At 56.9% G+C, this 18,060-nt stretch carries 15 protein-coding genes and 2 pseudogenes; 4 read left to right on the plus strand and 13 right to left on the minus strand.

The features are described from left to right. Window positions 1–70: 70 nt before the first annotated feature. The 4 genes and pseudogenes from LAD35_RS10240 to LAD35_RS22285 form a co-directional block, all read right to left on the minus strand. Window positions 71–257, minus strand: a pseudogene (locus LAD35_RS10240) (transposase); the annotation flags it as partial. A gap of 114 nt (window positions 258–371) precedes the next feature. Beyond that, complete coding sequence (locus tag LAD35_RS10245) at window positions 372–2,264, minus strand: S8/S53 family peptidase (RefSeq protein ID WP_224148988.1); 1,893 nt, start codon at window positions 2,262–2,264, stop codon at window positions 372–374. A 20-nt stretch (window positions 2,265–2,284) separates the two neighbouring features. Continuing rightward, window positions 2,285–3,802 (minus strand): hypothetical protein, encoded by a 1,518-nt coding sequence (locus LAD35_RS10250; protein ID WP_224148989.1) that lies wholly within the window; start codon window positions 3,800–3,802, stop codon window positions 2,285–2,287. A gap of 292 nt (window positions 3,803–4,094) precedes the next feature. After that, window positions 4,095–4,229: a hypothetical protein gene (locus LAD35_RS22285; protein ID WP_263434649.1), complete on the minus strand. Its 135-nt coding sequence runs from the start codon at window positions 4,227–4,229 to the stop codon at window positions 4,095–4,097. A gap of 70 nt (window positions 4,230–4,299) precedes the next feature. Here LAD35_RS22285 and LAD35_RS10255 point away from each other — a divergent pair. Further along, window positions 4,300–4,443, plus strand: a pseudogene (locus LAD35_RS10255) (FitA-like ribbon-helix-helix domain-containing protein); the annotation flags it as partial. A gap of 964 nt (window positions 4,444–5,407) precedes the next feature. On the opposite strand, the gene phbB reads toward LAD35_RS10255, so the two are convergent. The 3 genes from phbB to LAD35_RS10270 all read right to left on the minus strand — a co-directional run bounded on the left by phbB (window position 5,408) and on the right by LAD35_RS10270 (window position 9,591). Next, a complete protein-coding gene (gene phbB, locus LAD35_RS10260) occupies window positions 5,408–6,145 on the minus strand; it encodes an acetoacetyl-CoA reductase (protein WP_224148990.1) in 738 nt (245 codons plus the stop codon). A gap of 279 nt (window positions 6,146–6,424) precedes the next feature. Further along, the gene (locus LAD35_RS10265) at window positions 6,425–7,606 is read right to left on the minus strand and encodes an acetyl-CoA C-acetyltransferase (RefSeq protein WP_224148991.1); all 1,182 of its coding nucleotides are present in this window, start codon (window positions 7,604–7,606) and stop codon (window positions 6,425–6,427) included. A 215-nt stretch (window positions 7,607–7,821) separates the two neighbouring features. Then, a complete protein-coding gene (locus LAD35_RS10270; RefSeq protein WP_396022744.1) occupies window positions 7,822–9,591 on the minus strand; it encodes a PHA/PHB synthase family protein in 1,770 nt (589 codons plus the stop codon). Window positions 9,592–9,702: 111 nt separating this feature from the next. Here LAD35_RS10270 and LAD35_RS10275 point away from each other — a divergent pair, with 111 nt between their 5' ends. After that, window positions 9,703–9,966, plus strand: a complete 264-nt coding sequence (locus tag LAD35_RS10275; protein WP_224148992.1) for a hypothetical protein — start codon at window positions 9,703–9,705, stop codon at window positions 9,964–9,966. Between the two features lie 305 nt (window positions 9,967–10,271). On the opposite strand, the gene LAD35_RS10280 is transcribed toward LAD35_RS10275, so the two are convergent. The 3 genes from LAD35_RS10280 to LAD35_RS10290 form a co-directional block, all read right to left on the minus strand. Then, window positions 10,272–11,723, minus strand: a complete 1,452-nt coding sequence (locus tag LAD35_RS10280; RefSeq protein ID WP_224148993.1) for an MFS transporter — start codon at window positions 11,721–11,723, stop codon at window positions 10,272–10,274. 129 nt (window positions 11,724–11,852) lie between these two features. Continuing rightward, window positions 11,853–12,335, minus strand: a complete 483-nt coding sequence (locus LAD35_RS10285) for a GNAT family N-acetyltransferase (protein ID WP_224148994.1) — start codon at window positions 12,333–12,335, stop codon at window positions 11,853–11,855. A gap of 63 nt (window positions 12,336–12,398) precedes the next feature. Next, entirely contained in the window at window positions 12,399–12,827 is a 429-nt protein-coding gene (locus LAD35_RS10290; protein WP_184711051.1) for a PaaI family thioesterase, read from the minus strand. A 211-nt stretch (window positions 12,828–13,038) separates the two neighbouring features. On the opposite strand from LAD35_RS10290, the gene LAD35_RS10295 reads away from it, so the two are divergent. Then, on the plus strand, window positions 13,039–13,494 hold the full coding sequence (locus tag LAD35_RS10295) for a GNAT family N-acetyltransferase (protein ID WP_224148995.1): 456 nt from the start codon (window positions 13,039–13,041) through the stop codon (window positions 13,492–13,494). A 66-nt stretch (window positions 13,495–13,560) separates the two neighbouring features. Here LAD35_RS10295 and LAD35_RS10300 read toward each other — a convergent pair whose 3' ends face one another. After that, window positions 13,561–14,352: an SDR family oxidoreductase gene (locus tag LAD35_RS10300; protein WP_224148996.1), complete on the minus strand. Its 792-nt coding sequence runs from the start codon at window positions 14,350–14,352 to the stop codon at window positions 13,561–13,563. A gap of 96 nt (window positions 14,353–14,448) precedes the next feature. After that, window positions 14,449–16,095, minus strand: coding sequence for a 3-(methylthio)propionyl-CoA ligase (locus LAD35_RS10305; protein WP_224148997.1), 1,647 nt, complete (start codon window positions 16,093–16,095; stop codon window positions 14,449–14,451). A 259-nt stretch (window positions 16,096–16,354) separates the two neighbouring features. Here LAD35_RS10305 and LAD35_RS10310 point away from each other — a divergent pair, with 259 nt between their 5' ends. Beyond that, window positions 16,355–17,056 (plus strand): pseudouridine synthase, encoded by a 702-nt coding sequence (locus LAD35_RS10310; protein ID WP_377780422.1) that lies wholly within the window; start codon window positions 16,355–16,357, stop codon window positions 17,054–17,056. 16 nt (window positions 17,057–17,072) lie between these two features. On the opposite strand, the gene LAD35_RS10315 is transcribed toward LAD35_RS10310, so the two are convergent. After that, on the minus strand, window positions 17,073–17,978 hold the full coding sequence (locus LAD35_RS10315) for a LysR substrate-binding domain-containing protein (RefSeq protein WP_224148998.1): 906 nt from the start codon (window positions 17,976–17,978) through the stop codon (window positions 17,073–17,075). Between the last annotated feature and the right edge of the window lie 82 nt (window positions 17,979–18,060).

Raw genomic sequence — 18,060 nt, forward strand, 5'->3', positions numbered from 1 at the left:
CATCCAACTGCTTTCGTCACCATGTACTGCCTTCTAGGAAGCGCTTGCCATGCGCCTTCTGACGTGGCCTGGTCAGATAGAACTGGATGGCTGCATCTGAGAACGTGTAGCTACGCCCGCGTTTGCCGCTAGGCGGCCAGCCACTACGTGTCCCTATCGAGCCAGATAGTCAAATCCCCTCGCGCCTTCAACGCTGCGTTGTATGTCTTCCACCTCGTTGTGCAGTACTCACCCCGCCCCCAGCTCGTCTCACTCATCTCCTGAGCCTACCGCAGCTGGAACCGGGATTTATACAACAACGCCACAGAGTTATGCAAAAAGCTTTTTTGAAAAAAATTTCATACTCTTTAAAGGCGTTGAATATTCACGAACTATTTTCCATACATCTCGATTTCGGATATTCCTAAATTTGAATCATCAGAAGAGAAAGCTATTTGAAAATATCTCGCATTGGAATTTTGCACAGAATAATAAATAGGAGCCAGGTTGGAGACGTGCGCTTCATACATGGCAAGACCACCTATAAAACTATTCGGATCATTGCTCGCCGTAACGGTAAGTGTCCCGGTCTTATTGTTGGAGCCTGTTACTGGCGTTATTCTTACCCCAGATACTATATTATTATTCGATCCCATATCAACAATTAATCGAACCTGATTACTGTTGTTGCTATAAAACCAGGCACCTCCGTTTGTTGGAGGGTAGAATTTCCCATTGCTTAGAATAGATTTCAAATTAGCAGAAGTGCCAGGTGCGTAAATGCTTAAAGGATTTAAATAATAAGGAACAGAGCTACTATTGGACGAATATTTTGCGGCTTTTATAGCAAAACCATGATCATAGTACCCAGTCGCAACCATATTTTCTCTAATAAATTGTTCTCGTTGGATTGGCCGTGTAGAGGAGTTACCATATCGAGATGCTATTGCTGCCACAATTGGCGCAGCATAAGATGTTCCAGTGGAAAGGCGTTGAGCTCCGGTACTATAACTGATACCAGGAATATCCTTAGCGGGTGCCCAGACCTCGATACACTCTCCCCAAGTCGGCCTTGACACTGCGGAGTCGCTTGCAGGCACTCCTGGAATATCATTGGTTCCAGATAAGAAAACATTTCCAGTTGCATCAATACCACTCACCACCATGATTCCATCATTGATCTGCGCGGTATTGCCGAATTGATTATTGTATGTATACGCGGTATAACATGCGTTCTGATCGTAATTACCAGACGAATTAGTGATAAAAAATCTATTAGAAGCTTGCCGTAAAGTCCAGCCCCAAAGATTCGTTGCAAGCAATGCTGACTGATTTTTTTCTACAGTGCTCTGATAGTCGAAGATTGCCTGATTTGATGAAAGCGCCAATGAAGAAAATTCAGAAGAATCCTCTGAATTTCGAGCTGCAAGTTGCAATGCCCAAAAAATCTTATCTTGTGTAGATGTAGCAGTGGACGGATCCCAATCAATATTATTGAAATCTTTATTATAGAGCTTTACATTTTGACCGGGATTGATTCCTCGCACAACATTTCCCCTGCCACCAACAACAGAAAGAATGTGAGGTGTGTGATAGCGCTCAAAAATACTTGGATAGTGAGGATTACCCATCGGATTCGCATACTCTGTGAAATTCACGTCTGCAGTTAGCGCGGGGTGAGCTCCAGATGTGCCGCCATCTACAATGTAGACTCTATTTCCGGAGAAGGCAGTTGTTGTATTTACATAAGTTGATGGCCAACCAACAGGGACTGCCTTGGTTGACAATGAAGAAAATTCACTTTTACCAGAAAAGACGGCTCTATCTTTTCCTTCCACTTGTCGAATTTCACTTATCTTTTCATCATATCGTAATTTTTCAGCTTGAGCATCTGTTAACCACGCACTGAAAGCTGGGTTCAATAAGGACTCATATGCATTGACGAAAATTCCGCTGCCCTTCAATGCAACTTCGATTATATCCTGAAATACCTGAGGAATATTTACCCTTCCAGAATCTTCCTTGCCGTTCTTGACCTCATAGTTATAAAGATTGTCAGAAAGATTCAAGTCTTTCGCAACATCAAATGCATAGAGAGTATTGAGTTCAATGCGATATAGAGTTTGCGAAGGAGCGCGAGAATCAGAATTGAATGGCTTGGATTCAACGGGTGCTTGCGCGTATATGATGGATAGTGGCTCTGCATTTTCAGGCCTATATTTTCCCGCATAAGCACTTTCAAGACAGCAACTAAAAATCATTGCCAATATGAGTTCTTTATTCATATGCTTCTTTATTTAAAGTTCTATATACCTAGCACATTACCTAACGAATCTGTAAGTCTTCTAGCATTTCTACTTGCGCCGTTAATATTGCTGGTGAAATTTATCTCTTCGGCAGCAGAGGTGGTGCATCTAATTTTTTTATTTAAAACGTCACTAAATTCGCAAAAAATTTCGCCTTTAGAATCAGATATTCTATTATTGGAGATGTTTTCCAGCTTGTATACTTTTTGAACGCTTGAAAAATACCAGTACCCGCGCAAACCATTCAGAGTGTTTGAGTCAGGGTTCAAATTAATTCTTTTGATTAATTTCCCACTCTCCTTGGGAAATTCAATAAATCCATAATCAATATTATATTGTGCGCTATCAGAATTCTGAATTGCTATACGAGCAAAGCCTGCGGACTCTAAAAATTGAGCTTCTTGCGGAGGTCCACCGAAATAAATCCCATTTTGATACCTATTAATGGCAATACTAGTACCTCGTCCTCTATACAGCTCGGAGCCCATATGAAAAGTAGAGGCTCCATTCTCAAGATAATTGTATATCTGAATTACAGCTAGACCATCTTGAACATCTAAGGAGATACCTCTACCAGGCAACCCATTAAGCTCGTCAATTACAGCCCATATGCCGTTTGCAGGCATTAATCCAGACGAACTAGTCCCATCAATTCCAGCAAGCTCTTGCACATCATTGACATATGCTCTTCTGAAACCTTGCGCTCCAACAATAGCATTGTCAAAACCTTTAAAATTATAAATTTTGTTACCTTCTATATTTGTTTTCAATACACCTGAATATTGTCCTGCAGTTCTTTTAAATTCAATCTCACCATTGCCAATGATTTTGTTTGACACTCTATCCATTATTTTTCCACTGCAAAAATAGTCACCCATCTCATCTATTTGCTCGCAGCTTCCACCAATATCGATTTGGCTATTCAAGCCAACGCTTATGTACCCATTCGTACTACTGCTGGGTAAATTAAACTGAACAAACCAGTGCTCTCCAGCAGGTTTATTGTCCTCGAAAGGAAAAAAGCTGGCATTTAGCTTGCCCTCAATTGCATATAAAGGATCTGGTGCATTAAATTGAAATCTTTGGATTTTTTTCTCTGCCTCGCCTGGCAGCTTTATTGTTCCGCTTATTCCGTCATTGAACTTTAATTGAATATCGCCAACTGGTTTATCTACTTTTCCACTCTTTGCAGGCCCTCCAAAGTAAGGACCATCCTGATATGAATATATCTGACTATTGAACGTGGTATCTTTTAGCTCACCCAGAGCACTATAGAATGTTGCTTGGCCATCATTTAAATATCCAAATAATTGCAAGTACATCATATTTTCTTGCACATCCAAAGATATTCCTCTGCCAGGCCTTCCATTTAACTCTTCTGTTATTATCCAGGTGCCCGCCTGTGGCGTAAAAGCGCGTTGCGCTGTCGCCGACACTGATGCAAAGATTGCGATTGCAAGTAAAGATGTTTTCAAGAAAAGTCTCATTTCAATACCTTTCAAAAGGGACTTAATCATAAAATGATAAGTCCATTTCAAGTAAATTTAATAAAAATATCAAATACACAATCTCATGAGTTTTTACAAATTAATATATTGTTTTCATGAGTCATCTTTAAGATGCAAGCTCTTCTGCAGCTAAAACGCACAGGCTTGTCAATTTATTATATTTATCAATTTTTTACCAGTTTGATATTTTTCAATCTATAGGGATTAACCCCATACAAAATAGTATCAAAACATGCATGAGGATCTATCCGGTCGTGCGCACACACGGACTGCTACTGCAACGCCGAGCTCCTGCAGTCCACTATTGGTTCTGGTTTTTAGCAATCTGATGAATAGACCACACGCGTTTGAGCTGACTTGCGCTGCACCTGGCCAGCATTGCTGCTTCAGCGATGCTGTAGCCTTTGGTGCGCAGAGCCACGATGCGTTCATGCATGTCCGTGCCTGCTGGTCGGCTGAGATATTTGCCCTCACGCTTCGCCAATTCAATTCCTTGTAGCTGGCGGATCCTGGGCGTTCCTGATGCGCTGCATCGCGCCCTGCGCGTGTGTGCCGCCCATCATGGCCGCAGCACTGAGGCCGAAATCCGCGACATTCTGGAAACGGCCGCCCGGCTGCCTGAGCGTGTCAAGCGGGGTTCGCTGCTAGCGAGGCGCGTGTCACACGAAACCATCTACAGCTACCCTCGGACGGCTCGATGCACGCTTCGGTCAGTCGTTCAGAGTACCGAATGCTGACGTATTGCCGTTACGCCAAGCTTCGCTGTTAGCGTAGTTAATAGCTATGAAGAGAGCATCAGCCCCCATGAGCTACACCCGCCCATTAGTGGCGGGTTTTGATTGGAACGAGTGGCCTACTTTGGATTGGAATGAGTGGCGGGTTTGAACTGGAACAGGTGGTGGGTTTTACTGGAATACGCATTAACCGCAAGCGCCCGATAATAAGCTCAACTCGGAACTGGCGAGCAGTTCCAAAACCCAGACAAACCGTGCATCGTACGCCCACCAAAGCAGCGGAATTTTCGATAGTATGGCGTTCTGGTTAAACGGGGTAGGGGGTACGCACTTCCTCCGATGTGGGGGAAAACAAGGTCACCCCTGCCCCTAGTGGATGTGCAAATGAACGGGGCATTTCCTTTATAGGCCGCCGACTGCTGACGTAGGGGGGCGGCGACTCATCTCTGCACCGTGCCTATACGATATTACGCCAGCGATTGACGCACAGGACTGGCAGAGGGTCGAGACCGGGTAAAAGTGCAAACTTCTCCTAAAGTGTCAGGATTTGCGCTAAGCAGTAATGGGCTAATGCTCTCCCCTAACCGCCACCTTGCGACAAACAGCGCCCAGGTAGGACGAATTCTTACAACCAGTCCGTTCCTGTCGCATATCTACGACAGCGTAGTGGAAGTATCTCTAACTCCCCAAAAGATGCCCGTCCGTACCGGGTGGTATCAAAATTTGTAGGGGGTAGATCTGGGGGGATGTTCGAAGTAAAAATTAAAAAATCCCAATTAAAACAAATACAAAAAAAGGAAATTACATTCCCATCACCCGCTCCAGAATCGAAAACAGAAAACGCGCCGAATGGCGCGTTTTTCTTTGCCTGCGAAGAAGCTTAGTGAGTATGCAGGCCACCGTTCACCGAGAACTCGGCGCCCGTGGCATAGCCGCCATCTTCTGACGCCAGCCAGGCAATGATGGCGGCAATTTCCTGGGGCTCGCCCAGACGCTTCATGGGAATGGTGCCAACGATCTTTTCCAGCACATCGGGGCGGATGGCCTTGACCATGTCGGTGCCGATATAGCCCGGGCTGACGGTGTTGACCGTGACGCCCTTGCCTGCCAGCTCCTGCGCCAGCGCCATCGAGAAGCCGTGCATCCCGGCCTTGGCAGCCGAGTAGTTGGTCTGCCCGGCTTGCCCCTTGGCGCCATTGACCGAGCTGATATTGACGATGCGGCCCCAGCCCTTTTCCACCATGTCGGCAACGACTTGCTTGGTCACGTTGAACATGGAGTTCAGGTTGGTTTCGATCACTGCCTGCCAGTCATCGGGTGTCATCTTGATGAACATGCGGTCGCGGGTGATACCGGCGTTGTTCACCAGCACATCGACCGTGCCGTGCTCCGCCTTGGTCTTGGCAAACGCCTCGACCGTGGACTCCCAGCTGCCGACATTGCCGACCGATGCGTAGAAGGTGTAACCCAGCGCCTTTTGCTCGTCCAGCCACTTCTGGAAATCACGCGTGGGGCCACAGCCCGCAATCACCTTGAATCCGTCTTTGTGCAAGCGTTGGCAAATGGCCGTTCCAATGCCTCCCATACCGCCAGTTACATAGGCCACTTTTTGACTCATTTATATCTCCTTGGTATTGCGTGGTTTGATAGCGCACTACCACTTTAACCAAGAAATAAGGCACCGAAACCCTCGTTTACGCCAAGCGCTCAGAATCTCGATTTGGCGCCATTTTTTGGGGTAAATGTCATGCGCAAACAACAAAAACGCGCTCCGTGGAGCGCGCTTTTTTTCCTTTGAATTCGAGCCATTTTAAAGGCTATCGAAATGCAGGCTTTGATTGCAGAAAGTCACAAAGCTGCCATGGATGCATGACAGCTTTGTATGCGCCGTGTCCGCTTATACGCGCTCCACAGCCAGGGCCACGCCCATGCCGCCGCCAATGCACAGACCGGCAATGCCGCGCTTGGAGCCGCGGCGCTTCATTTCATGCAGCAAGGTCACGAGAATACGAGCGCCCGACGCACCGATGGGGTGACCGATGGCAATGGCACCGCCATTGACGTTGACCTTGCTCGTGTCCAGGCCCAGTTCCTGGTTTACTGCGCAGGCTTGGGCCGCAAAGGCTTCGTTGAGTTCGAACAGATCGACCTCGCCCTCTTTCCAGCCGGTCTTGGCCAGCACCTTGCGCACGGCGTGCATCGGGCCCATGCCCATGATCTTGGGGTCGAGCCCCACGGTTGCAAAGCCTGCAATGCGTGCCAGCGGCACTGCGCCCAGTTCCTTGGCCTTCTTGGCGCTGGCCACCACCAGTGCGGCAGCACCGTCGTTCAGGCCCGATGCATTGCCTGCGGTGACCGAACCGGCCTTGTCAAAGGCTGGCTTGAGGCTCGCAAGTGCATCTCCATTGGTCTTGCGGTTGATGTATTCGTCAGCCTTGAACTCGATGGGGTCGCCCTTGCGCTGCGGGATGGCGACCGTGACGATTTCTTCTGCAAAGTTGCCGGCGTCCTGCGCAGCGGCTGCCTTTTGCTGGCTGGCCAGTGCAAAGGCATCCTGCTTTTCACGGTCGATGTGGAATTCCTTGGCCACGTTCTCGGCGGTGATACCCATGTGGTATTGGTTGTACACGTCCCACAGACCATCGACGATCATGGTGTCGGTCATTTTCCAGTCGCCCATGCGCTGGCCGTCACGCGATCCATTCAATACATGGGGCGACAGGCTCATGTTTTCCTGGCCGCCAGCCACCACCACATCGGCATCGCCATTGCTGATGGCCTGCGCAGCCAGCATGACGGACTTGAGACCCGAGCCACACACCGCGTTGATGGTCAGCGCAGGCGTCTTCTTGTCCACGCCTGCCTTGATCATGGCCTGGCGCGCCGGGTTCTGCCCCACACCAGCAGCCAGCACCTGGCCCATGATGACTTCATCGACCTGGTCTGCGCCCACCTTGGCGCGCGCCAGTGCTTCCTTGATTACCGTCGCCCCCAGGTCCGTTGCGGGCACCTTGGCCAGCGAGCCACCGAACTTGCCGACTGCCGTACGCACGGCCGAAATGATGACGATGTCTTCCATGGTTCTTCCTTTAAAAATTGGCGCTGGCGCCTGTCATATTTAGCTTTTCAGCTATCAAATCCGATACTCGCTGTTGCTGCCTGCCTGCAGGAGCACCCACATTATTGCATTGCAACATACCCGCCGCCCAGCGGCCCTCGCACCCGCATGCGAATGGTACGCAGCCCTGCGCAGGCCAGGCCCGAAGGGGTGCTTGCGGGCCCGCCGCGCTGCAGTCAGGCCCGGGCCTTGACGTAGCTGCCCGGCGCAGGCTCCAGCGCCTTGTAGGCAGTGCGGGCTTTGCCGTAGGCCTTGGGCGCCGCCACCTTTTTACCGCTGCTTTTGGCAAGCCAGTCCATCCAGTCCGTCCACCAGCTGCCAGGCAGCTCATCCGCCCCCTGCAGCCATGCATCGATGCCAGAGGGGAACTTGCCGTCCTCACGCAGCCAGTGGCTGCGCTTTTTCTTGGCAGGCGGGTTGATGACACCGGCAATGTGGCCGGAGGCACCCATCACGAAACGCTTCTTCCCGCCCAGCACCTGAGTGCTGGCATAGGCCGCGCCAATCGGTACGATATGGTCTTCACGCGAGCCATAGATATAGATCGGCATGTTGATCTTGCTCACATCGAGGGGCTCCCCACACACCGTGAGCGCGCCGGGCTGCACCAGCTTGTTCTCCAGATAGAAGTTGCGCAGATACCATGCGTAGTAAGGACCTGGCAGGTTGGTGGAGTCGCTGTTCCAGTACAGCAGGTCAAACGGCGGCGGGGTTTCGCCCTTGAGGTAGTTGCCCACCACGTAGTTCCACACCAGATCGACGGGACGCAGAAAGCTGAAGGTCGATGCCAGATCCTGCCCGGCCATCAGACCGCCCTTGCCCATGGTCAGTTCGCGAAACTTGACGAAGTTCTCGTCGATGAACACGTCAAGCACACCGGTGTCGGAAAAATCCACCAGGGTGGTGAGCAAGGTGGCGCTGGCCACCGATTTGTCCCCCCGTGCCGCCAGCACCGCCAGACCGTTGACGAGCATGGTGCCGCCCACGCAAAAACCCAGCGCATTGATCTGCGCCTGGCCGGAAATGTCCTTGACCACCTCGATGGCCTTGATGACGGCATCGCCGATATAGTCGTCCCAGGTCTTGCTGCCCAGGCTCTCGTCGGGGTTGCGCCAGCTCACCACAAAGGTACGGTGGCCGTTTTCCACCGAATGGCGGATCAGTGAGTTCTCAGGCTGCAGGTCAAGGATGTAGTACTTGTTGATGCACGGCGGCACAAACAGCATGGGGCGCTCGTACACCTGGGCGGTCAGCGCCTTGTACTCGATCAACTGGAACAGCTCATTCTCGAACACCACCGCACCCTCGCTGGTGGCCACATTCCGGCCCACCTCGAACTGCGATTCATCGGTCATCGACACATGGCCCTGGCGCATGTCGGCCAGCATGTTCTGAATGCCCTGGGCAATGCTCTGGCCTTTGGTGTCGATGGCTTTTTGCTGGGCTTCGGCGTTCAGCGCCAGAAAATTGCTGGGCGCCGTTGCCGCTACCCACTGTTCCACACCAAAACGGATACGGGCGCGGGTCTTTTCGTCGCCCTGAACGGCATCGACCATGTCCATCAAAGCCTTGGCGTTGAGGGCATAGCTTGCAGCAGTGAATGCGGCCATCGGGTTGTGCTGCCAGGCATCACCTGCAAACCGCCGGTCCTTGGGCACCGGCACCACGCCCTTGGCGCTTTCGGTCCACAGCGCCATGGCATCCTTGGCGTATTGCTCCTGAATGGCCCGCAGCTTGTCGGCATCCAGACTGACGGGCGCGCCGCCAGCCTGCGGCTGGGCCAGGCCGTTGAAGAGGCCCGTGGGCGCGCCCATGGCGTTCATGGCGGGCATCCCCTTTTGCAGGCCTTGCAGCGCCTGCGTCCACATCTGCCCGTATTGCTGGCCCAGCTGTGACAGCTGCGCCATCTGATCACTTCCCGGTCCCCAAAATTGCTCTTGCGTCATCGCTGTCTCCCTGGTTGGCCGTGTGCCCATGAAATGAATTTCGACACCATCTTAGGCCCAAAATCCGCCTCCAAAGCCCCGACACGCGCCTACTTCGGGTAAATTCCGAGCATGTATCTGCTTTTGATTGGCTGGCTCTATGTAGTGCTGATGATGGCCGTGGTTGAAGCCGTCAGCCCGCAAGGCACCGTGCTGGGCGCCGTGATCACGCTGCTGCTCTATGGTGCCTTGCCCATCAGCATCCTGATGTACATCGGTGGCACACCCGCCCGACGCAGGGCCCGCCGTCTGGCCGAACAGGCGCAGCAAGATGAAGAGGCGCGTCAAGCTGCACAGGGCACAACCCCCTTGCCGGCCCAGACGCCCAGGGAGTAACCTTAGAACGTATTTACGATCTCTACACAGCCGCGTTGGAGTGCAATCGGGATGAGTTCGAAGCGGTGGGCCACAGCTTGCACCGGGGTGCAAGCAAGGGCCAGCGCGCAGAAATCGCCCGATTTCACTCCAACCCGGAGGGACGGTGGGTTTGGGGACGCCCGGTTAGGGGCGGTCTACGTCGTTGCAAATCCTCGCAATAGCCGGGCTATTGCTGCGGTATTGCGCCTCTCATTCCATCCCTAGCCGGGCGCCCCGCAAAGCCACTGTCGCGGCGCGAGGAGATCGTAAACACGTTCTTAGGCCTAGTGCACTGCCTTGTGCTTGAGGCGCAGGCTGCTGAACACCGCCGACATGGCCGCAAACGCAGCGGCCATGTACAGGGCCACCGTGGTGCCCATGCCGCTGGTCACAGGCCAGAGGGTGAAGATGATGGCCACCAGCACCGCTCCCAGCGATTGCCCCGTGAGCCGCGCGGTGCCGAGCATGCCGCTGGCCGCTCCGGCACGCGCCAGCGGCGCCGAGGTGACAATGGTGTGGTTGTTGGGCGACTGGAACAGGCCGAAACCCAGGCCGCACAGCGCCATGCGCCAGCCGATGTTCAGGTCGCCCGGGTCGGCAGGCAGCAAGGCCAGGCTGAGCAGCCCGAAAGCCAGAATGGCCATGCCGATGCCGCCCAGCAGGCCGTCTTCCACCTTGCCGATGAGCTTGCCCGCCACTGGCGCCACCAGCACGATGGCAGCCGACCATGCAGTCATCAGCATGCCGGCGGCAAAATGGCTGCGGCCCAGCGCATCGAGCAGCATGAATGGCAGCGCAATGAACGAGAGCATCTGCGCGCTGAACGCGCCAATCGACGCCCCCATGGACAGTGCAAACACCGGAATGCGCAGCAGATCGAGTGGCAAGAGCGGCAAGCTGAGTTTTTTCTGCCTCAGCACATACCAGGTGCCCAGCACCAGACCCAGTCCCAGCATGGCCCAGCCGGTACTGGCCTGTCCCGCTGCGGCCGTTGCATCGTGCCGAGCGCCGATGCGCTCCGCCCCCAGAAACACCAGCGAGAACATGGCAAAGTTCAGCACCACATCCACCGGCGTGAGCCGTGCGTGAGGCGCGGCCAGCAATTGCGGCGGGTTGTGCGGCAAGGCCTTGCGCCCCAGCCACAAGGTCAGCAGCCCCAACGGAACGTTGATGGCAAACAGCCACGGCCAGCTGGCAATCGACAGAATCAATGCTGCCACGCCCGGCCCGGCAACGGACGACACTGCCACTACCAGCGAATTGAGCGCCATGCCCTTGCCCAGCCTGGAAGCCGGGTACGTCAGCCTCACCAGCGCCGCGTTCACCGCCATCACCCCTGCCGCGCCCATGCCTTGCAGTCCGCGTGCTGCAATCAGCAGCCACAGCGACTGCGCCAGCATGGCAACGGCCGACGCAATGGTGAAGCACAGCAAACCAATGAGATACACCTTGCGGTAGCCGATGCGCTCACCCAGCGCCGCCAGCGGCAGCAGCAATCCCAACGTGCCCAATTGGTAGGCATTGACGATCCAGATCGCCTCCGAAGGCTGGGCATTGAGTTGCTTGGCCACCGTGGGCAGGGCCAGATTCATGATTGAGCCATCGAGCACGGCCACAATCAGGCCCAGCACGATCACCAGCATCGCGAGGCGCCGCTCGGGCATGGGAAGGCCGTCCCTCATGGCTGGAGCCGGTGCCTGTACCAAGACCGTATCGGGTGTCAAAGACTTATCCATGGCTGGTTCGATTTGCTATGAAAATATGAGCTACTGCGCATAACTGGCGAGCGCCAGCAGCCGATTCGCACCTCAGGCATGCAGTCTCCCACTCGCGCGTGGCGGATGGATATGCATGCGCTGCCGCCATCATGCACCCTGGCCCCGGTACAGCATGGTCAGGTGCGGAATGCCGTCTTCCAGGTATGGCTCCGACACCACCTCGAAGCCGCAGCCTTCGTAGAAGGTCTGCAGATAGGCCTGCGCCCCGATGCGGATCGGTGATCCGGGCCAGCGCTGCTCCACCTCGGCCATCGCATGGCGCATCAGCTCCCAGCCAGCGCCTGTGCCGCGCACGGCTGCCATGGCCAGCACGCGGCCAATGGAGGGTTCCTCGTAAGCCTGCCCTGGCGGCAGTATGCGTGCGTACGATTGCAGAACGCCCGCCTGGTCGCGCCCGAGCAGGTGCCAGGCGCTCTGGTCCTTGTAATCCAGGTCCTGAAAGGCCACCTGCTCGGCAATGAACACCTGGCAGCGAACGTGCAGCACGTCATACAGATCGCCCAGGCTCAGCTGGTCAAAGGAAAGACAGGTCCAGTTCAACCGGTCGGCAGGAGAAGAAGGCTTGGGCATGGGGGCTGTGACTCAAACAAAGGCAGAGCGGTATAACTGGCGGCCAGAACACCGTGGATGAATTCAATCGGTCTTGATCTGCTTCTTGGCAGCCTGCAGGGATTGCACGACTTCCGGCATCACGTATTTGAAAGTGCCAGTAGCATGGCAGCAGAGCTTGCCCGCCTCGTCATACAGCCAGCCTTCACAGAAAGCCATGGTCTTGGTGCGCGAGAGCAGCTTGCCCTTGGCCACCAGCGGGCCCTTGGCAGTGGCCATGAAGCTGGTTTTCATCTCGATGGTGACGGCGCCGCTGCCTGCAATGGCACTGCGCGCCGCGTGGGCCATGGTCACATCCAGCAGCGTCATCGATGCACCGCCGTGCGTCACATCAAAGCTGTTGAGGTGCTCGGGGCGCGCGTGATAGTGCAGCTCGCTCTCGCCATCGGCCCATTTGTGCAAGCTAAAGCCCAGGTGGCTGACAAAGGGGATTTCAACTTCAAAGGGCAGCACGGCGGGCTCCAGCATGAGAACGTAGAACGCAAGGACAAGACAAAAAAGGCCGCGCAGCGGCGGGCGGCCCATGCAGCAAGCATAACCGCTTGCGGGCTCATTTAAGGGGAAACCCTGACGTTTAGGCGACAGCACCCTGTCAGGCCTCTATAGCAGCCGCGAACCCGCTACAGTCCAAGGTCAGACACGCAGATTCAGCGAGCCGCACACCATGTCCATTCAGATCCGCCCTCTCGCACCTACTGACTACCTGGGCTGGAAGCCGCTTTGGGATGGCTACAACGCCTTTTATGGCCGTGAAGGCGAAACCGCCCTGCCCGATGCCGTCACCCAGAACACTTGGCAAGGCTTCCACAATCCCGTAGTACCGATGTTTGCACTGGTGGCGGAATCCGAGGGACGGCTGCTGGGCCTCACGCACTACCTGTTCCACGTGAGCACTTCACGCCTGCAGCCGGTGTGCTATCTGCAGGATCTGTTCACCCTGCCCGCCTGCCGCGGGCAAGGCATTGGCAAGGCTTTGATCGAGGCCGTGTACGGCGAGGCCCACCGCGCAGGTGCCTGCCGCGTGTACTGGCAGACCCAGGACCACAACACAGCCGGGCGCGCCCTGTACGACAAGGTGGCACAGCACAAGGGGTTCATCGTGTACAGCCATGAGCTGTGAAGGCCTTGAACCATTGGCGGCACGGCAAAGCCCCTGTCGCGGCGCGAGGAGATCGCAAACACGTTCTTACCCTGCCGTCACCACGCTCACGCCGCCATCCACCGCCAGAAACTGGCCAGTGATGTGCTTGCCCGCGTCGCTGGCCAGCAGCACGGCGGCACCCTTGAGGTCTTCGTTATCACCCAGGCGCCCCAGCGGCACATTGGCGGTCATCTGGTCTTCGCCCAGCTGGTCGATCAGGCCATTGGCGAGCTTGGTGCGGAAGAAACCCGGAGCCAGCGCGTTGACGCGGATGCCATAGTGCCCCCACTCGGCCGCCAGCGCGCGCGTAAAGTTGATCACCGCGCCCTTGCTGGTGTTGTAGGCAATGGTTTTCATCGCCACCGGGTTGCCGCCCAGCCCCGCGATGGAGGCCACGTTGATGATGGCGCCGCTGCGCCGGCCGATCATGCTGTTCTTGGCAATGTGCTGCGACAGCAGAAAATAGCCGCGCACATTCAGGTTCATCACCTTGTCCCAGGCGGCGATCGGGTGGTCTTCGGCGGGAGCGCCCCAACTGGCACCCGCGTTGTTGACCAGGATGTCCAGGTCTCCCACGCGCTCCAGCGTTTCTGCGGCCAGACGTTCGATATCTGTCTCCACCGCGCAATCGGTGGCGATCCAGCGCGCGTCGATGCCCGCGCCACGCAGCTCGGCCACGGCGGCTTCCAGCTCGGTGGCCTTGCGGCTGGTGACGACGATCTTGGCGCCCGCCTCGCCCAGCGCATGCGCCAGTTGCAGGCCCAGGCCGCGCGAGCCGCCGGTCACCAGCGCAGTCTTGCCACTCAAGTCGAAAAGCTGTTGAATCCTACGCGCCATGGTGCATCTCCGTTACTACGATTTTGATAGCTTCAGGCGCTTTCCACATCTACGCCATCGGTTGATTTTGCTGAAAACCCGCTCCTGACTGGCAGCCTATGCCGTAGTCGGCAGCACGTAGTCGGCATGCTGCTCGCGCAGCCGGGTTTTCAGCATCTTGCCTGTGGCCCCGAGCGGAATGCTCTCGACAAACACCACATCATCAGGAATCTGCCACTTGGCAGTCTTGCCTTGATAGAAGGCCAGCAAGGCTTCCCTGCTGACCGACTGGCCCGGCTTCAAGGCTACAAACACCACCGGGCGCTCGTCCCACTTGGGGTGCGGCATGCCCACACAGGCAGCCATGGCCACGGCGGGGTGGGCCATGGCGATATTTTCAATGTCGATGGAGCTGATCCACTCGCCGCCAGACTTGATCACGTCCTTGCTGCGATCGGTGATGTGCATGAAGCCATCGGCATCGATGGTGGCCACATCGCCCGTAGGAAACCATTCGCGCCCCTGCGCATCCTTGACCAGGGGGGAGGCGCCCTCGTTGCGGTAATAGTTGCCCACCGTCCAGGGGCCGCGCACCAGCAGATCGCCGTAGGTCTTGCCGTCCCAGGGCTGGTCCTCGCCGTTGTCGCCCACGATCTTCATGTCCACACCGTAGATCACCCGGCCCTGCTTGGCCAGCAGCCTGGCCTGCTCCTCCGCAGGAAGGGCCAGGTGCTTGTTCTTCAGGGTGCAGACCGTGCCCAGCGGGCTCAGCTCGGTCATGCCCCAGGCGTGCAGCACGGTCACGCCGTAATCGTCCTGGAAGGTCTTGATCATCGCTGGTGGGCAGGCCGAGCCGCCAATCACCGTGCGCTTGAATGTGCTGAACTTCAGGCCCTGGCTCTGCACGTGGTTGAGCAGCATCTGCCAGACCGTGGGCACACCGGCGGCAAAAGTCACCTTTTCGGCCTCGATCAGCTCGTACACCGACTTGCCATCCAGCCCCGGGCCGGGGAACACCAGCTTGGCGCCATTCAAGGGCCCGGAAAACGGCAGGCCCCAGGCGTTGACGTGGAACATGGGCACCACCGGCAGCACCACATCGCGCGACGAAATGTCCATCACATCGGGCAGCGAGGCGCCGTAGGCGTGCAAGGTGGTGCTGCGGTGCGAATACAGCACCGCCTTGGGGTTGCCCGTGGTGCCGCTGGTGTAGCACATGCCGCAGGCGGTGTTTTCGTCGAACTGCGGCCAGTTGTAGCTGGTGGGCGCCGCGGCAATCCAGTCCTCGTAGGACACCAGGCCGGGGATGCCGCTGCCAGCCGGCAGCTTGTCTGCATCGCACAGCGCCACCCATTGGCGGACCGTGGGGCATCTGGCATGCACCGCCTGGACGATGGGCAGAAAGCTCATGTCAAAGCACAGCACCGCATCTTCGGCGTGGTTCACGATCCAGGCGATCTGATCGGGGTGCAGGCGGGGGTTGACGGTATGGATGACGCGGCCCGAGCCGCCTACGCCGTAGTACAGCTCCAGGTGGCGGTATCCGTTCCAGGCCAGGGTGGCCACGCGCGTGCTCGGCGCAAGCCCCATGGCGTCGAGCGTACCTGCCACCTGGCGCGCGCGCCGGGCAAAATCGGCGTAGGTGTAGCGGTGGATATCCCCCTCCACCCGGCGCGAGACGATCTCGGTATCGCGGTGGTAACGCTCCGCAAACTCCAGCAGGTTCGAGGTCAGCAATTGCTGGTTTTGCATCAGGCCAAGCATACGTTCTCCTTCAGTCTTATTCGATGTGCAGCGCTTATCCGGCAAGCGCCAGCAGCAACCATTTTTGTAGCACCAACCGGTGGCACCCAGCCATCGTAGCAACCCTAGTTGCGGCAAATCGGCATGAGCAAATGCCGCTGGTGCATGTGGGCGCTGCGCAAGGGTAAGGTAAGGCAAGGCGCGCCGGTCGGCAGCATGCTGCTGTCGCCTTCCGTACAGTTTCTACAATGTCGGTCTTTCTTTGGCGAGACGGTGCCCTGTGTTGATTCCCGTGTATGAAGACGCGCACCTCGTGGTGCTGAACAAGCCTTCCGGCCTGCTGTGCGTGCCCGGCCGTGGGCCGGACAAGCTCGATTGCCTCAGCAGCCGTGCCCAGCAGCAGTGGCCCGACGCCCTTGTGGTGCACCGGCTCGACCAGGCGACCTCGGGCCTGGTGGTGATGGCGCGCAGCCTGGTCGTGCAGCGTGCACTGGGCGACGCCTTTGCCGCGCGCAAGGTGGACAAGCGCTACATGGCTGTCGCCAGCGGCTTCCCTGTGGCGCAACCCGCGCCTGCCGATGCCGCCTTGCTGGCCGGCATGCCACAAGACGCAGAGCACTGGAGTCTGATCGACCTGCCGCTGATCGCCGACTGGGAGCGCCGCCCGCTGCAGCGTGTAGACCATGCCGTTGGCAAACCCAGCCAGACCTGGTGGCGCGCGGTGACGGGCCAAGAAGCAGCGACTCTGCCCTCCATCCCTTCGGACAGCACGCGCTTGTGGCTGACACCCGTCACCGGCCGCACCCACCAGTTGCGCCTGCATCTGCAGGCCATCGGGCACCCGATACTGGGCGACAGCCTGTATGCCACGCCCGGCGTACAGGCAATGGCGCCCCGCCTGCTGCTGCAGGCGCAGCACATTGCCTTCACACACCCGGTGACACAGGTGCCGGTGGCGTGCACCCTGCCTGCGGATTTTTGAACCGTTCAGGATCAGGCTAGGCCGGTATGGCTGCCGATACGGATGGCTGCTTAAGGGATGCGCCCACCGTCTCATCCATGTGCGCGCGCAGCAACTCCATCACCTGCTGCGCCCTGGGCCCCAGTGCCCCCGTGCCGCTGCGCAGCAGCACGGACACCTGCGGCAGCGAGGGCAGGCCCTCGCCCGGGGCAATCACCCGCAGGCCTTGCAAGGGCAGCATGCGCTGTGACAGCAGCGCCACGCCCAACCCCGCACGTACGGCAGCCTGGATGCCCGATACATTGGGGCTGGTATAGGCAATGCGCCAGCGCCGGCCCATGGCGTCGAGCTGGCCCAGCGCGTAGCCGCGCAGGATGCATTCATGCGGAAAAAGCACCAGCGGCAGCACCTGCGATTGCTCAGGGTGGCTACCTTGCGCACATACCCATTGCAGGCTTTCCGCCCAGCAGTCCGGGCCGGAGCTGGGCTGGCTTTCCACGCGGCGAAACAGGGCTACATCCAGAAGGCCATTGCCCAGGTCCGCCTCCAAAAGCCGCGAAAGGCCGCACCGCACCTCGAGCCGCACATGGTCGTCTCCCAGCGCCAGCGGGCTGAGCACGGCGGGCAGCGAATCGACGGCCAGGTCTTCGGTGACGCCCACGCGCACCAACTCGGGCAGGTCTTCGGCAAACAGATTGCGTGCCTCGTCGTGCAGCGCCAGGATGCGCCGCGCATAGCTCAGCATGCGCTCGCCATCAGGTGTGAGCAGGCTGGAACGCGCACCGCGCGACAGCAACTGGCGCCCGGCCTGCTCCTCCAGTTTCTTGATCTGCTGACTGACGGTGGACTGGGTGCGGTGCACCCGCTCGCTGGCGCGTGAAAAACCGCCGCTGTCCACCACCGAGGTGAAAGTGCGCAACAAGCTGATATCAAAGTCGGCCATTCGAGCCTCCTGCAGGCAATCCATCGATAAATCGAATATCTCACATGGAAACTTTGAATTTCCAAATATCAGCTTAAACCCC

This window comes from Comamonas odontotermitis, assembly GCF_020080045.1.
GTDB classification, from domain to species: domain Bacteria; phylum Pseudomonadota; class Gammaproteobacteria; order Burkholderiales; family Burkholderiaceae_C; genus Comamonas; species Comamonas odontotermitis.

Coding starts and splice junctions, on each gene's coding strand:
- LAD35_RS10245 (WP_224148988.1), bottom strand. CDS start 2,264: ATGAATAAAGAACTCATATTGGCAATGATTTTTAGTTGCTGTCTTGAA.
- LAD35_RS10250 (WP_224148989.1), bottom strand. CDS start 3,802: ATGATTAAGTCCCTTTTGAAAGGTATTGAAATGAGACTTTTCTTGAAA.
- LAD35_RS22285 (WP_263434649.1), bottom strand. CDS start 4,229: ATGCATGAACGCATCGTGGCTCTGCGCACCAAAGGCTACAGCATCGCT.
- phbB (WP_224148990.1), bottom strand. CDS start 6,145: ATGAGTCAAAAAGTGGCCTATGTAACTGGCGGTATGGGAGGCATTGGA.
- LAD35_RS10265 (WP_224148991.1), bottom strand. CDS start 7,606: ATGGAAGACATCGTCATCATTTCGGCCGTGCGTACGGCAGTCGGCAAG.
- LAD35_RS10270 (WP_396022744.1), bottom strand. CDS start 9,591: ATGACGCAAGAGCAATTTTGGGGACCGGGAAGTGATCAGATGGCGCAG.
- LAD35_RS10275 (WP_224148992.1), top strand. CDS start 9,703: ATGTATCTGCTTTTGATTGGCTGGCTCTATGTAGTGCTGATGATGGCC.
- LAD35_RS10280 (WP_224148993.1), bottom strand. CDS start 11,723: ATGGATAAGTCTTTGACACCCGATACGGTCTTGGTACAGGCACCGGCT.
- LAD35_RS10285 (WP_224148994.1), bottom strand. CDS start 12,335: ATGCCCAAGCCTTCTTCTCCTGCCGACCGGTTGAACTGGACCTGTCTT.
- LAD35_RS10295 (WP_224148995.1), top strand. CDS start 13,039: ATGTCCATTCAGATCCGCCCTCTCGCACCTACTGACTACCTGGGCTGG.
- LAD35_RS10300 (WP_224148996.1), bottom strand. CDS start 14,352: ATGGCGCGTAGGATTCAACAGCTTTTCGACTTGAGTGGCAAGACTGCG.
- LAD35_RS10305 (WP_224148997.1), bottom strand. CDS start 16,095: ATGCTTGGCCTGATGCAAAACCAGCAATTGCTGACCTCGAACCTGCTG.
- LAD35_RS10315 (WP_224148998.1), bottom strand. CDS start 17,978: ATGGCCGACTTTGATATCAGCTTGTTGCGCACTTTCACCTCGGTGGTG.